Below are 13,244 nucleotides of genomic sequence, written 5' to 3' on the forward strand. Positions count from 1 at the left end.
ACTGTACTATACTTGATTGTCTTCTGTCAATGCTAAATCCGGGCGCAAGACGATTGCATCCTCTAAGTAAACGTGGCGAATTTGGTCTTGAGAGGTTGTCGTGTTCACATGCATCATGACACGAATACAAGACGTAAGAGAACCAACGATAGAAGCCTCTGCCATACACATAATGGGCACGAACGTCCATCCTTCAATACGACGCAATGCTTTGGCAGGGAATACCGCATCCAAATTCTCCGTCACAGATACGTACACACTTGCGACATCGTCTGGTTCAATGGCATTCTCGTGAATCATTGCTCGAAATAATGCCTCTGTGTTGTCGAGAATGTCGCTTTCATTGTTGTCTTTGACGGTTGTTGCCCCACGAATTCCTCGAATCATCGTTGTTCCTCCTTTTGGAACGATCGAAGCTCCTCTAAAACAGCTTCATCTTCCATCGTCCTCACTGAAACTACACCAAGAGCATCGAGAAGCACCATATGAAGTGTTCCGTACGAAGCTTTTTTGTCCTTTTTCATTAGCGCAAGCAATGCGTCAGGATCAAAATGCTGAGGCATCCTCGGAAAACCATACTGATCAAACCACTGACGCCAATTGCTTTCATCCTCAGTCACGCCTGTAAACCTGCGGCTAAGCTTCAAGGCAAAACGCATGCCAATCGCAACGGCATCCCCGTGACTTAACTGAAACTGAGATAGACTTTCCAAAGAATGAGCAAGCGTATGACCAAAATTCAAATGTGCTCGCACGCCTGCTTCCGTTTCATCAGCCGCCACGATGTCTGCTTTCACTTGGATCGCCGTTGCCAGTAGCTCAGCAAATTGAGAAGATTGTTTAACCGCCTCTAAAGTCGGACAATCCTTCAACAATCGCTCAAGAAGCGCGACGTTTCCAATAATGCCATGCTTTAGCATTTCCGCAAACCCAGATCGCCATTGGTCCATTGGCAATGTTTGCAGCGTCTCCGTGTCATAAAAAACGGCGTCTGGCTGATAGAAGGCACCTACCATGTTTTTCGCTTTTCCAAGATTGATAGCGACTTTGCCCCCAACAGAACTGTCATGCGCAAGCAACGTGGTTGGCACTTGCACAAATCCAATGCCTCTCATATAGGAGGCAGCAACAAAGCCGGCTAGATCCCCAACCATTCCGCCACCAAGCGCTACAATACATGACTTGCGGTCTAGCCCTTCTGCCAACGCGAAGGTTAGTACATCTTCATACTGCTTCATCGATTTCGATTGATCTCCCGCAGGAACCGTATACACACTGACAGCAAAACCGTGAGAAATGAGTGCGTTCACACAATCCTTTTCGTAGTAACGAGCTGCATTCTCATCCGCTACGATCAGGATACGTGAATAGGAACTAGCGGATTTAAGAATTGACCCAATACGATGACGTATACCAGCTTCAATATGAACTGAATAGGATTTCGAAGGCGTTTGAATCAAGACTTCATTCATTAAAACTGCCTCGTACGTTCGTTATGTTCAGCGAGCTGCGCTTTAATAACATCAAATCGATCATGGCCAAATTGAGCAACAATCGCTTTGGCGAGCTCCCAGGCGACAACTGCTTCCGCAACAACGCTTGCGGCAGGCACTGCACAAGAATCAGATCGCTCTACACTTGCGGAGAAGGGCTCTTTTGATTCAATATCTACAGAAGCGAGTGGCTTGTAAAGTGTTGGGATGGGTTTCATCACACCACGGACAACGATCGGCATGCCTGTGGTCATCCCACCTTCAAAGCCACCTAGATTGTTCGTAGAACGATAGTAGCCTCTTTCCTCTGTCCAAAGAATTTCGTCATGGACATCGCTTCCAAAACGTCTTGCCGCTTCAAAGCCAATGCCGAATTCCACACCTTTAAAGGCATTGATGGAAACGATGGCCTGAGCGAGCTTCGCATCCAGCTTTTGGTCATACTGAGCGAAGCTCCCGAGACCTGCTGGCATCCCCTCAACAATCACTTCCACGACACCACCGATGGAATCGCCATTTTTCTTCGCATCATCAATGGCCTGCATCATTTTTTTGCCCGCTTCTTCATCCATCGTTCGCACAGGAGAAGCTTCCGTTGTCTCCTTTAATTCTTGTAAGGACTCATAAGCCGGACTTTCAGCACGAATGCCACCAATCTCAAGCACATGACCAGCAACCGTGATGCCTAGTTCAGCCAATACCTTACGAGCTACCGCACCTGCTGCGACACGTACGGTCGTTTCACGTGCTGAAGAGCGTTCAAGGATGTTACGCAGATCACGATGACCGTATTTCATGCCGCCAACAAGGTCCGCATGCCCTGGACGTGGGCGCGTCACTTTTCTGCGAACATCGTCCTGCTTCTCTTCAGCGATCGGCTCTGCTCCCATAATTTCAGTCCAATGCGTCCAATCCTTGTTTTCAACAACAAGTGTGATCGGTGAACCTAATGTGGCGCCATGTCGAACACCACTTTTAATTTGAACTTGGTCTTTCTCGATTTGCATTCGTCTTCCGCGACCATGGCCTTTTTGCCGTCTTGCTAAGTCTTCATTTATGTCTTCAGCCGTCAGCGGAACCAGCGATGGAACGCCTTCGATAATCGTCGTTAACTGGGGTCCGTGTGATTCTCCAGCTGTTAAATATCTCATAATGGCAGAACTCCCTTCATCACTTTAAAGCGTATATGTAAATACTATAGCATATCCTGTAGCGTTTGTCCTACAGTTTTCGATAAAAAAATGAGCTTTCATGACGCAGTCCGTACCGTTCAGGACGGAAAATTTGTTCGGTACTGCCAACAAAAAGCAGTCCGCCTGACGTTAATGCATCAGCAAATTTTTTATAGACGAGCGCCTTTGCTTCTTCAGTAAAATAGATACATACATTACGACAAACAATAAGATCCTGTCCTTGTGGATAATCATTACGTAAAAGATCATGCACGTCAAACGTCACAGGCGGGAGCTTTTTCGTTTGCACACGCCATTCATTGTCATTTGATTCAAAAAACAACGTAAGCACGTCTGGAGGCACTTGCTTAATGGCATGAGCCTTGTAGGTCGCCTCACGTGCTTTATTCAACACTTTTTGATCGATATCGGTTGCCAAGATTTGCACTTTGCAGCGGATACGTTCAGAAATCATCGCTAGCGTATAAGGCTCCTCACCAGTCGAACAAGCAGCACTCCAAATGCGTATAGGTCTTTTCCTCTCAGACATCATCTGCGGAAGCAATCGTTCCTCAAGCTCTTTCCACCGATCGCTATTACGATAAAACTCTGACACGTTAATCGTAACCTTATCAGACAGCATTTCTTCAAGTGATGCATCAGAAGAGATCGCCGTAATCACATCATGAAAATTTTCAAAACCAAGTTTATCTCGTAACGTGATTAAGCGACGTTTCATCTGTTTTTCTTTATAAAGTGTTAAATCTAGACCTGTTCGTTCTTTATATCGTTGAACAAACTGCTGATAATCATCCATTTCCGTTCCTTTCAACGGGACAACCTCTCCATTCTGCTTGAAAAAACCGACCTGGTCAGGTCGGTTTCACTTAATCGAGCCATTCATTCACTGCTTTTTGGTAAGTAACAAGCTGTTCTGGTGCAAAGAAGAGGCCAATTTCTCTTTTTGAGCTCTCTTCTGAATCTGATCCATGGACAAGATTACGGTGTGTCACAATCCCAAAGTCACCACGAATAGTTCCCGGTGTGGCTTCTAATGGATTGGTTGCGCCAATAATGTGTCGCGCGCCATCAATGACATTGGTTCCTTCCCATACCATTGCAAACACTGGACCAGACGTGATAAAGCCCATCAAATCTCCAAAGAAGCTCTTCCCTTCATGCTCCTTATAATGCTCTTTTGCCAGCTCATCACTGACCACCATAAGTTTTCCAGCAATCATTTGAAAGCCTTTTCTTTCGAAGCGTTGGATGACATGGCCGATCAAGTTTCTTTGAACGCCATCCGGTTTCACCATAATAAACGTCTTTTGCATACGAAACTCTCCTCACTGCTACCATTTACCAGTACAACGCATATTTTACCAAAATCGTCCGAAAACTTCAACGTTCGTCAAAATTTTCTCTTTCCAATCACTTTGGCGATGTCTTCAAGTGTTTTGCGTTGCTTGCTAACAGGCAAGCCTTCCAGTGCGAAAAGCGCTTTTTGCAAATACGTACGGCTCATTTCCTCCGCATAGGCGATACCGCCAGATTCAAGAACAATGTTCACAGCATCTGCAACCGCTTGTTCGTTGCCTAAACCAATAAGCTGTTGAAGCTTCTCTTTGCATTCATTGTTTTGAATGGCGTATAACACAGGAAGCGTGATGTTCCCTTGCATTAAATCACTTCCTGCCGGCTTGCCAAGCTGCTTTTCTGAGGCGGTAAAATCCAAAATATCGTCTGTAATTTGGTAGGCCATTCCCATGTTATAACCAAAACGGTACAATGCCTCAGAATATGGTTTAGGTGCGTTTGTCGAAATTGCTCCAAGCTGACAGCTTGCCGCAATAAGTAAGGCCGTTTTTCTACGAATGCGTCGTAAATATGTACGCAACGACTGTTCCCAGTCAAATTTTTCTTTGATTTGCTCAATCTCACCTTTGCATACTTCTAGAATGGTAAGCGAGAGTCGGCTATGGGCCGAAATCGAAGGGATATCTGCCATGATGTCCAAGGCTTTCGCAAAAATATAATCGCCTGTATACATCGCTACACGATTGTCCCATTTTGTTTTTACCGTTTTCTCTCCTCGCCGAAGCTCAGCATCATCGATCACATCATCGTGGACAAGTGAAGCCATATGGATCAGTTCAAGTGACACAGCCACTTTTTTGGTGACGTCTTTATCGTATTGCCCAAAACGACCAGCAAGCAGCACAAGAACGGGGCGAATTCGTTTCCCACCAGCGTTAAGCAGCTGCGTTGATGCTTGTTGCAAAGTAGGTTGTTCAGAATGAACGGTTTTTTCAAGTGACTCTTCAATTCGCTTTAACTCATTGTCTAAATGAGCATAAATTGTTCTTAATTTCATAGAGGATGACTCACCTTTGCCTTTAAAGATCAAGGACGTTCAATTGGTTTCTCTGCTAAATGCATGGCGGCTACACCGCCGGTAAAGCTTTTAATTTCACATAGCTGTAAGCCGCTTTCAACAAATAGAGCGGCGAGCTCGTCCTTTCCTGGAAAGTCCTTTGCAGACTCTTGTAACCAGGCATACTCATTGTAGCTTTTGGCTAAGAGCTTCCCCATTAGAGGCATGATAAAGCGAAAATAAAAGAAGTAGCCTTGTTTAAACACCGGCAATGTTGGTTGCGATGTTTCTAAACAAACAACCTTTCCACCCGGCTTTACCACTCGTGCCATTTCCTGCAAAACGACACCGTAATCTGGGACGTTCCGAAGCCCAAAACCAATAGTCACGTAATCAAAGCTATCATTAGGGAATGGCAAATCCATCGCGTTCCCTTGAATATATTCAACGTGATCAAGCTGTTGCCGTTCTTTTTTTTCTTTAGCGATCTTCAGCATATTCCCACTAAAATCCAAGCCGACAATGCGTCCCGTCTTGCCCGCTTTATCTGCTAAAGCAACTGTCCAGTCTCCAGTACCACAACATACATCAAGCGCATGAGCGCCTGCTTGCACATTCATTTTTTTCATTGTGTACCGTCGCCATTTCTTATGCATGTTAAACGAAATGACAGAGTTCATCTTATCGTATTTTCCATAAATTGACTCAAATACATGGTGCACTTTTTCCTCTTTGGCTCGTCTATCCATCAAGATCCCTCACCTGCAACACGTCGTACCGGATGACCAGCGTGGTGAAGAATTTCCTGAACCCGGTAGAGAATAAATTCATAGGGCTTTCGTCGAAGCACTTTTTCCAACCGATAGGCCGCATTCTCGACAATACGTTCGACAGCATACGTGCCGCCACTTGGTGTGTGAAAGTCGCCATCTGCTAAATGGAAAGGTGATGTGACACCTTGTTCCAGTAGTTGTTCACCAACGACCAAGCGCTTTAATAAGAAAAAGTCCTGAGCAATATCTTTTAGCATCCTTGTATTCAGAAAGTCGGCAACACTTCCTACAATCGCCGATTCAATCCTGATTAAAGTGTCAGCAAAGACCTCTGCGCTCCCGATCGTTTGCTCATACATTTTTATCTTCGCTTCGTTAATGTCTTTAATTCCTTCAGCGACCACTCGTATAAAGGGAATGTCCCCCGTGAATGAAAGCAGACGGTAATAAAGACCACTATAGTAATCACCAGCTAGTACAGTGAGTTGATGCTGTTCCATTTGTGCAGGAGCAACATCAATGGAATTCAATTGAACTCGCTCATGTGTATCCAGCGCCAACTGAACGAGCATCACTGGAATGATGTACGTTTCTTTCTCTGCATCAGAATATCCCGCTTCATGGAGCATTGTATAGAGAAAAAGTATTCGATCCGTGTCAATGTCAGGCAACGGAACCGACTGACGAAGCGAAGGATGATCTGCCTGAGCTTGTACTTTATTATGTAGCGTTTGTATCGTCTCTTTGATGTGTTGCACAACGAATCACCCTCGTATCTTCGACTTGCAAATATCTACTCTATATTGTAACACATTTTGCACCCTGTCCATACAGATTGCGTGCTTTGAGTACGTTTTATACGAATGTTTATACTTCGTTCGAGTGAACCTCGCCGACATTTGTTTGGATGACCGCTTTCCCTCTAATTTTTATCGCAGATGTATGTTCCGTAAACTGGGCAATCATCACTTCACCCTTATCCAGCTTTTCCGAGTGATGGAAACGCGTACTTGTCCCACGCGTTAACCCAATCACGTTTACGCCATCTTCCTCTGCTTTAATCACAATGTAGTCCCCTTGTTTTCCATTCATTGCGCGCCGTCCTCCTCGTCTTTATACTGCATTTGTTTAACACGATACTAACATGTTCAGCTAAGAGAAATTCTAGCATAGTGCTGTACAGAGCGCAAAAAAGAACCGCAAACGATTGTTTGCGGTTCTTTTGGCACCCTGTCATTATGTATTTATTTAACTACATCTTTAAGGGCTTTACCTGGTTTGAAAGCAGGCACCTTGCTCGCTGGAATTTCAATTTCAGCACCTGTTTGTGGGTTGCGACCTTTACGTGCCGCGCGCTCACGTACTTCAAAGTTACCAAAGCCAATTAATTGGACTTTGTCTCCACTTTTCAATGCGTCGCTGATGCTTTCGAATACAGCATCAACCGCTTGAGTTGCTTCTTTTTTAGAAAGCTCCGCAGTTTCGCTGACTGCATTAATGAGATCCGTTTTGTTCATGCAAAACACCTCCTCCCGAATGGTTTGGACAGCCTATCTTCATATTTCCAATGTTGTCCAAAGCCGTAAAACAACGCCAACAACGGCGCTGACAGCCTTATATTAAACGATCATCTTTTAGAATTCAATCTTTTTGGTGTAGATTTTCATGATTTCTACTGAAACATGGCAAAACGGACCGAAAAGTGGGTCATTCAACGAATTAATAGTCTTTTTTCGCATTCATGGAATACTGTTTATTAGCCAAACAGAACAAACATTTTGTTACTTACGCCCTTTCAGGTAACGTAGGTCTTATTTTATTCTGAATGAATTAAGAGCAAATAAACAACTAGGAAATTGTATCTGTAGTCAAACGGCAAGACGTGCGCATTTATCCTAAAGGGCAGCAGTGAAACAATGATTCGGAGTCCTTCTTGTCGTGTTTCCGAGATGTACTCTAATGACTTGGCGATGATGACCGCACCTTTGGAGACCCTGCAAAACGAATACAATTTTTTAAATAGGCTAGAAAATAACTATGGCGTGTCTGAGAACTCTGAAGGGAGCAGATGTTGCCGAAATTTCGTTCCAAGCAAGGCGCTTTTTCGCAGGCGTACCGGACGTACGTCAAGGAAAAGGAACGCAGCAGGGGACGACAAGGCGGTGACAGATGCCTCTTAGCGAGTTTTTAGACACGCCCTAATTTATCTTTATAAAACTCCGGACAATTTTATTGAATCTGCTTGGAGTTTTGCTTTTGCTAGCAAGGCATCGCCCGCTTCGTCAAAATACTTCGCTTTCACCTTAAAGGGTACAAGGGCATCATCGACTCACAAAGACTTCGCCGTGATTTCTTTGCTTGGCACGGCTTCAGCTTCCTCGGAGTCTTGCTTTCCTGCGGGATTTTCAGCTCGCGCTGTTCCCGCAGGAGTCTACGTATGTTGACTACGCTAAATTTTTGTTTTTGCGTTAACTGTTTTTAATTTATCCCTGTCTTGTATCATGGAGAAAATGGAAAAGTGAGTTTCCCCACATGAATTCAGCAATCAGACAATGAAGCTGCATCGTTTTATGCAGATTTATATCAACTGGTACCTGAATATCATCTGCTTCGCAGAATGAAACAGTAGTAAATCTCGTAATTGTTTATGATTACAAAGATTGAATTTTTAAGTTCGAAGTGCTTTTATGTCAAGTACAAGCCTTTTGCAGGGGCTCTCCTTTGGGGATCTATTTTACCTACTTTGTGATAAAAAAAGCGACTTGGATTGGATGGAAGCCACGAAGCATCTAATTGATCTTCTCGACTTTGTGAATCAGAATGCGAGTAAGAAAATCAAATCCCATATCAAAAATCGACTGCAACAGTGGATTGCAGGCCTTGTGATGCGATCGATATTTTAGGTTTGTAAAAGTGCATATGTACGATTTAATCTATATGCGAATACTTACCGTTTAAAGGAATTGCATTTGAGAATAAATGCAATTTTTTAAGGATCGATCTCAAAGAATCAGTGTTTGAAGTTCTAAACGCAAATTCTTGAATAAGTACGCAAGTCTAAGAGGGCGTACTTCAAGCATTGCGCGGTCAAGCCCATGGTGCGCGGATAACGTCTCTTACTTCGCGCATTCACGGGCCAACTGCGCTGCTAAGACGGATACGACTCCCGTACCAGGGACTATTAAGTGCAAAAGAGGCGTATGACTACTTGCACAAACGATTTAGATGATTCCCTGAAGATGACAAGAACAACGTATTATGTTGTACCTTTTTTAAAGCAGAAAAAAGCACGCCCGACCTACAGGCGTACTTTTTTAGAGAATAATAGCGATCAGGCCGCCTGAGCCTTCATTGATGATACGCTCAAGCGTTTCCTTTAGTTTGTAACGTGCATTTTCAGGCATAAGTGACAATTTCGCCTGAATGCCTTCTCGCACGATGGAGCTCAAGCTGCGACCAAAAATATCAGAGTTCCAGATGGATAGCGGATCGTCTTCAAAGTCTTGCATGAGGTAACGAACCAGCTCTTCGCTTTGTTTTTCAGTTCCAATAATCGGTGCAAATTCTGACTCTACGTCCACTTTAATCATGTGTATGGAAGGGGCCACCGCTCTCAGGCGTACACCGAACCGAGGGCCTTGGCGAATAATCTCTGGCTCTTCTAAACTCATATCACTTAACGCAGGTGCAGCTACACCGTACCCGGTTTGCTTCACCATTCGTAAAGCATCTGACACTTGGTCATATTCTTGTTTGGCGTGAGCAAAGCTTTGCATAAGCTCTAACAGGTGATCCTTGCCACGAATTTGTACGCCGACCACTTCTTGCAAAATGCGGTCATACAAATCGTCTGGCGCGTACAGGTCAATTTCAGCAATACCTTGACCCATTTCGATGCCTGCCAAATACGCTTGATCGATAAATTCATATTCACTAAACTGACCTACAACGCGGTCAACATCGCGAAGTCTCTTAATGTCCTTTACGGTCTCACGAACCGCCGTTTGATAGCTTTCTCTGAGCCAGTGATTTTCATTTAAGACCATGACCCAGCTTGGTAAATTAACATTGACCTCGAGCACCGGAAATTCATATAGTGCTTCTCGCAGGACAGCATACACATCTTTCTCACGCATGCTTTCAACACTCATTGCCAAAACAGGTATATCATAGTGCTCCTGCAATTTCTGTCTCAGTGCTTCTGTTTCAGGACGCTGCGGCTGTGTAGAGTTCACCACCATAATAAATGGTTTGCCAACTTCTTTCAGTTCTGCAATCACACGTTCTTCAGCCTGAATGAAATCATTTCGAGCAATATCACCAATGGACCCATCAGAAGTGACCACAACCCCAATAGTAGAGTGCTCTTGAATCACTTTGCGGGTACCAATTTCAGCAGCCTCTGTAAATGGAATAGGGTCTTCATACCAAGGTGTATGAATCATTCTTGGCCCATTTTCGTCCTCATATCCTTTTGCCCCAGGAACAGCGTACCCAACGCAATCAACTAAGCGAACATTGACATCTAAGCCTTCATCAACATGAACAGAAACCGCCTGATTTGGAATGAATTTTGGCTCCGTTGTCATGATCGTCCGGCCAGCGGCGCTTTGTGGCAGTTCATCCTGAGCCCTTGCCTTGTCCGATTCATTATCGATGTTTGGGAGCACAACAAGCTCCATAAATTTCTTAATAAACGTTGACTTTCCTGTTCGGACAGCACCGACGACACCTAAATACACATCGCCTCCAGTGCGTTCTGCTATATCTTTGAAGATATCAACTCTTTCCACTGCTTCCCCTCCCGTGAATTCTTTAGTCCACTCACCATGCGACAAGCACCCACCATAACGATACCAGTGTATGATGGTCTTTGATGAATATGCCAATTTTTGTTCCATGACTTACCCTATTCATACAATGTTCTATTGCAGCACCGAGATTTTTAATACAGTAGACGGACCTTTCCTACCAATTTAAAAAAACAGCTTCCCTCTCATAGTCTATGAAAGGAATGCTGTTTTTTATTCATGCTTCTTTTAAAGCAACAATGGTATCGCCTTCTAATGTGTAAGGAACGGAGAAAGCCGGTACGATTGGATGCTCATCATTTAACAATATGTAGCGGAGGTCCTCTTCTTCTGGAACGTCCTGCTGTTCTAGAGCCATAAAGATATCTGGCGCGTAGTCGATAAACACATCACCAGAAGTATTCATTACAATAGGCAAATTTGTATTTGTGTAAGGACTCTTTACATATGGCGGCGAAGACAAACCCATTCTCTCAAAGTCCACTTCGAGCAGTCCGTTCTCCTTTACGTCTAACACGGGCAAATAGTCTGAGTGCTGCATATACATTGTCAGTTCAAGGGTAAAGCTACGCAACGCTTCAGCATGACGCAAATCTAGAAGCTTGACTGTTGGATTGTCTTCAACATTTGTCAGCACATACTGGTAATACCCGCCCTCTTCAAACGCATTTGATGGCACTTCGCCAAGGTAGCCTTGCAACAAACGCCTAAAGTCAATAACGTATTTCTCAAAAATCGCTGTTGTTTCTTCACTATTCTTTATCGGTAGCACTCCAGTTGCTTCTTGGTAACGCTCTACCGCATTTTGAACGACGATCAACTGCTCTTGCGGCGGAACGTTTTGCCCATACTCGCTTTGATACATACATCCTGTTAACACAACGAGAATGCATGCAAACGATATCAGTTTACTATGCATGAATTTCGCTCCTTACTCATCAACTGGTCCTGAAAATACGACCAAAACAATCATTCCGCCAGCTACAAGCATAAATAAATAGGCCATTGTTGCTGACAGACCTTTTAAAAACCCATTTAATTTATATCGGCTTGCCATAATAAGGACAACCGATAAAAACATAAATGCAATTGCAGCTAAAGCAATCCACATTTTTATGAGCCCTACAGACATTGGCCCACCCCCTTTTCAAACTAGTCCTATTATAGCATTCTATCAACAACGATTCTATTCCCTTTCAGGAGAAGCTAGGTCGCTCCTCTGAGACCGCTGGGGCACAAAGCGGCCTTCGGGACCCCTTTTTCTCAAGCGAGCCCTAAACGTGCGTGAACCTATCTTAGGATGAGTCATTTGATTGAAAATTCTCTCTCCCGCCTTGTTTGGCTAAACGTTTTAATCACCATCCAAGAAAAAAACCGGCGATGAAGCTGCCGGTCCTTTCGTTCCCTTGTTTGCATCACCAACCCTAGTGATCTAGGACGATTTTTATTACGACGTTTTGTTCTTTGGGATTATATTCTTTGCGTTGGAGACGCTCCCTCTTAGTGTATGCAGCCTTAACAAAAGGTGAGAGAGCAACTGCCTAGCAAGTTCTCCGTCCGAGCTAAAATGGGCGCTCTCCGAACAGTTCATCCATCGAATCCATCTCACTAGTCCGTGTACGGTTCATCAGTTCATCAACCGCTGTTTTCGCCATTTTCCCATTAAACCACACATCAAAAATGGCTTCAGTAATCGGCATCGCGATCTTTTTCTCTTTCGCAATCTGATGCACTGCCTTTGTCGTTCTTACACCTTCAACGACCATGTTCATTTGCTGTAACGTTTCCTCCTGCGAATGACCAGTGCCTAACAGGTAACCAGCACGCCAATTCCGACTATGCTGACTCGTACATGTAGCGATCAAATCACCGATTCCTGTCAAGCCAGCAAACGTCAGAGGGTTTCCGCCCATTTCACTGCCAAGGCGTGTCATTTCTGCCAATCCTCTCGTCATCAGAGCAGCTTTTGCATTGTCGCCATACCCTAAACCGTCTGAGATTCCCGCACCAAGAGCAATAATATTCTTTAGAGCTCCTCCCATCTCAACGCCTATGAGATCCGGGTTCGTATACACTCTAAAATGGGTATTCATAAATAGATCCTGGACTTGGTTTGACGTATTCGCATTTGATGACGCAACCGCCACTGTCGTTGGTTTCCGTAAACTGACTTCCTCGGCATGACTTGGTCCAGAAAGCACTGAAACGTCTAAACGGAGCGCTTCAGGCACAAGGTGTTTAATGATCTCTGAAGGTCGAAGAAAGGTGCTAGGTTCAATCCCTTTAATGGCATGGACGAAATACATTGGCTGCTTCATAAAAGGAATCAGTTGGCTGAGGACGTCACGCAACGCTTTTGTAGGAATCGCAAGCAATACATACGCTGCTCCATCCATAGCGTCCTGACAGCTCGTACCAGCGTTTAGTGTCTCTGGTAACGTGACCCCTTTCAAATACGCTTCGTTTTTATGCTCGGTATTGATTTCTTCCGCCTGATTTTCTCTGTGCGTCCAAAGGTAGACATCATGCTCGTTGTCTGCCAATACCATCGCCAACGCAGTCCCCCAGCTTCCTGCTCCTATCACCGTGACTCGTGCCATCTTCGTATCACTCCTTCTATC

14 protein-coding genes are annotated in these 13,244 nt (G+C 44.4%); all 14 read right to left on the minus strand.

Features of this window, described 5'->3' with window-relative positions; all coding sequences use genetic code 11:
* Positions 1 to 6 precede the first annotated feature (6 nt).
* On the minus strand, positions 7 to 387 hold the full coding sequence (gene aroH, locus EV213_RS04970) for a chorismate mutase (protein ID WP_133579398.1): 381 nt from the start codon (positions 385 to 387) through the stop codon (positions 7 to 9).
* Positions 384 to 1,472, minus strand: coding sequence for a 3-dehydroquinate synthase (aroB, locus tag EV213_RS04975; protein WP_133579399.1), 1,089 nt, complete (start codon positions 1,470 to 1,472; stop codon positions 384 to 386). The genes aroH and aroB overlap by 4 nt, the downstream gene beginning before the upstream one ends.
* Positions 1,472 to 2,644 (minus strand): chorismate synthase, encoded by a 1,173-nt coding sequence (aroC, locus tag EV213_RS04980; RefSeq protein WP_133579400.1) that lies wholly within the window; start codon positions 2,642 to 2,644, stop codon positions 1,472 to 1,474. Before aroC ends, aroB begins: the two co-directional genes overlap by 1 nt.
* 70 nt (positions 2,645 to 2,714) lie before the next feature.
* A complete protein-coding gene (locus tag EV213_RS04985) occupies positions 2,715 to 3,497 on the minus strand; it encodes a CheR family methyltransferase (protein WP_341770322.1) in 783 nt (260 codons plus the stop codon).
* Between the two features lie 55 nt (positions 3,498 to 3,552).
* Entirely contained in the window at positions 3,553 to 3,999 is a 447-nt protein-coding gene (gene ndk, locus EV213_RS04990) for a nucleoside-diphosphate kinase (protein ID WP_133579401.1), read from the minus strand.
* A 77-nt stretch (positions 4,000 to 4,076) separates the two neighbouring features.
* The gene (gene hepT, locus EV213_RS04995) at positions 4,077 to 5,039 is read right to left on the minus strand and encodes a heptaprenyl diphosphate synthase component II (RefSeq protein ID WP_133579402.1); all 963 of its coding nucleotides are present in this window, start codon (positions 5,037 to 5,039) and stop codon (positions 4,077 to 4,079) included.
* A gap of 29 nt (positions 5,040 to 5,068) precedes the next feature.
* Positions 5,069 to 5,788, minus strand: coding sequence for a demethylmenaquinone methyltransferase (locus EV213_RS05000; RefSeq protein WP_133579598.1), 720 nt, complete (start codon positions 5,786 to 5,788; stop codon positions 5,069 to 5,071).
* A complete protein-coding gene (locus EV213_RS05005; protein WP_133579403.1) occupies positions 5,788 to 6,570 on the minus strand; it encodes a heptaprenyl diphosphate synthase component 1 in 783 nt (260 codons plus the stop codon). Before EV213_RS05005 ends, EV213_RS05000 begins: the two co-directional genes overlap by 1 nt.
* A 109-nt stretch (positions 6,571 to 6,679) precedes the next feature.
* Positions 6,680 to 6,904, minus strand: a complete 225-nt coding sequence (gene mtrB / locus EV213_RS05010) for a trp RNA-binding attenuation protein MtrB (RefSeq protein WP_133579404.1) — start codon at positions 6,902 to 6,904, stop codon at positions 6,680 to 6,682.
* Between the two features lie 152 nt (positions 6,905 to 7,056).
* Positions 7,057 to 7,329: an HU family DNA-binding protein gene (locus tag EV213_RS05015; RefSeq protein ID WP_133579405.1), complete on the minus strand. Its 273-nt coding sequence runs from the start codon at positions 7,327 to 7,329 to the stop codon at positions 7,057 to 7,059.
* A gap of 1,797 nt (positions 7,330 to 9,126) precedes the next feature.
* On the minus strand, positions 9,127 to 10,605 hold the full coding sequence (gene spoIVA, locus EV213_RS05020) for a stage IV sporulation protein A (protein ID WP_133579406.1): 1,479 nt from the start codon (positions 10,603 to 10,605) through the stop codon (positions 9,127 to 9,129).
* A gap of 235 nt (positions 10,606 to 10,840) precedes the next feature.
* Complete coding sequence (locus tag EV213_RS05025) at positions 10,841 to 11,542, minus strand: hypothetical protein (protein ID WP_133579407.1); 702 nt, start codon at positions 11,540 to 11,542, stop codon at positions 10,841 to 10,843.
* A 12-nt stretch (positions 11,543 to 11,554) separates the two neighbouring features.
* On the minus strand, positions 11,555 to 11,755 hold the full coding sequence (locus EV213_RS05030; RefSeq protein ID WP_133579408.1) for a DUF2768 domain-containing protein: 201 nt from the start codon (positions 11,753 to 11,755) through the stop codon (positions 11,555 to 11,557).
* Positions 11,756 to 12,185: 430 nt separating this feature from the next.
* On the minus strand, positions 12,186 to 13,223 hold the full coding sequence (locus tag EV213_RS05035) for an NAD(P)H-dependent glycerol-3-phosphate dehydrogenase (protein WP_133579409.1): 1,038 nt from the start codon (positions 13,221 to 13,223) through the stop codon (positions 12,186 to 12,188).
* Positions 13,224 to 13,244 lie beyond the last annotated feature (21 nt).

The sequence above is a fragment of the Aureibacillus halotolerans genome, assembly GCF_004363045.1.
Taxonomy (GTDB): Bacteria; Bacillota; Bacilli; order Bacillales; family DSM-28697; genus Aureibacillus; species Aureibacillus halotolerans.

Bases quoted from the DNA above. Each gene is read 5' to 3' on its own strand.
- hepT (WP_133579402.1), bottom strand. From the start codon at position 5,039: ATGAAATTAAGAACAATTTATGCTCATTTAGACAATGAGTTAAAGCGA.
- EV213_RS05030 (WP_133579408.1), bottom strand. From the start codon at position 11,755: ATGTCTGTAGGGCTCATAAAAATGTGGATTGCTTTAGCTGCAATTGCA.
- aroC (WP_133579400.1), bottom strand. From the start codon at position 2,644: ATGAGATATTTAACAGCTGGAGAATCACACGGACCCCAGTTAACGACG.
- EV213_RS05015 (WP_133579405.1), bottom strand. From the start codon at position 7,329: ATGAACAAAACGGATCTCATTAATGCAGTCAGCGAAACTGCGGAGCTT.
- mtrB (WP_133579404.1), bottom strand. From the start codon at position 6,904: ATGAATGGAAAACAAGGGGACTACATTGTGATTAAAGCAGAGGAAGAT.
- EV213_RS05000 (WP_133579598.1), bottom strand. From the start codon at position 5,788: ATGGATAGACGAGCCAAAGAGGAAAAAGTGCACCATGTATTTGAGTCA.
- ndk (WP_133579401.1), bottom strand. From the start codon at position 3,999: ATGCAAAAGACGTTTATTATGGTGAAACCGGATGGCGTTCAAAGAAAC.
- aroB (WP_133579399.1), bottom strand. From the start codon at position 1,472: ATGAATGAAGTCTTGATTCAAACGCCTTCGAAATCCTATTCAGTTCAT.
- EV213_RS05025 (WP_133579407.1), bottom strand. From the start codon at position 11,542: ATGCATAGTAAACTGATATCGTTTGCATGCATTCTCGTTGTGTTAACA.
- EV213_RS05035 (WP_133579409.1), bottom strand. From the start codon at position 13,223: ATGGCACGAGTCACGGTGATAGGAGCAGGAAGCTGGGGGACTGCGTTG.
- aroH (WP_133579398.1), bottom strand. From the start codon at position 387: ATGATTCGAGGAATTCGTGGGGCAACAACCGTCAAAGACAACAATGAA.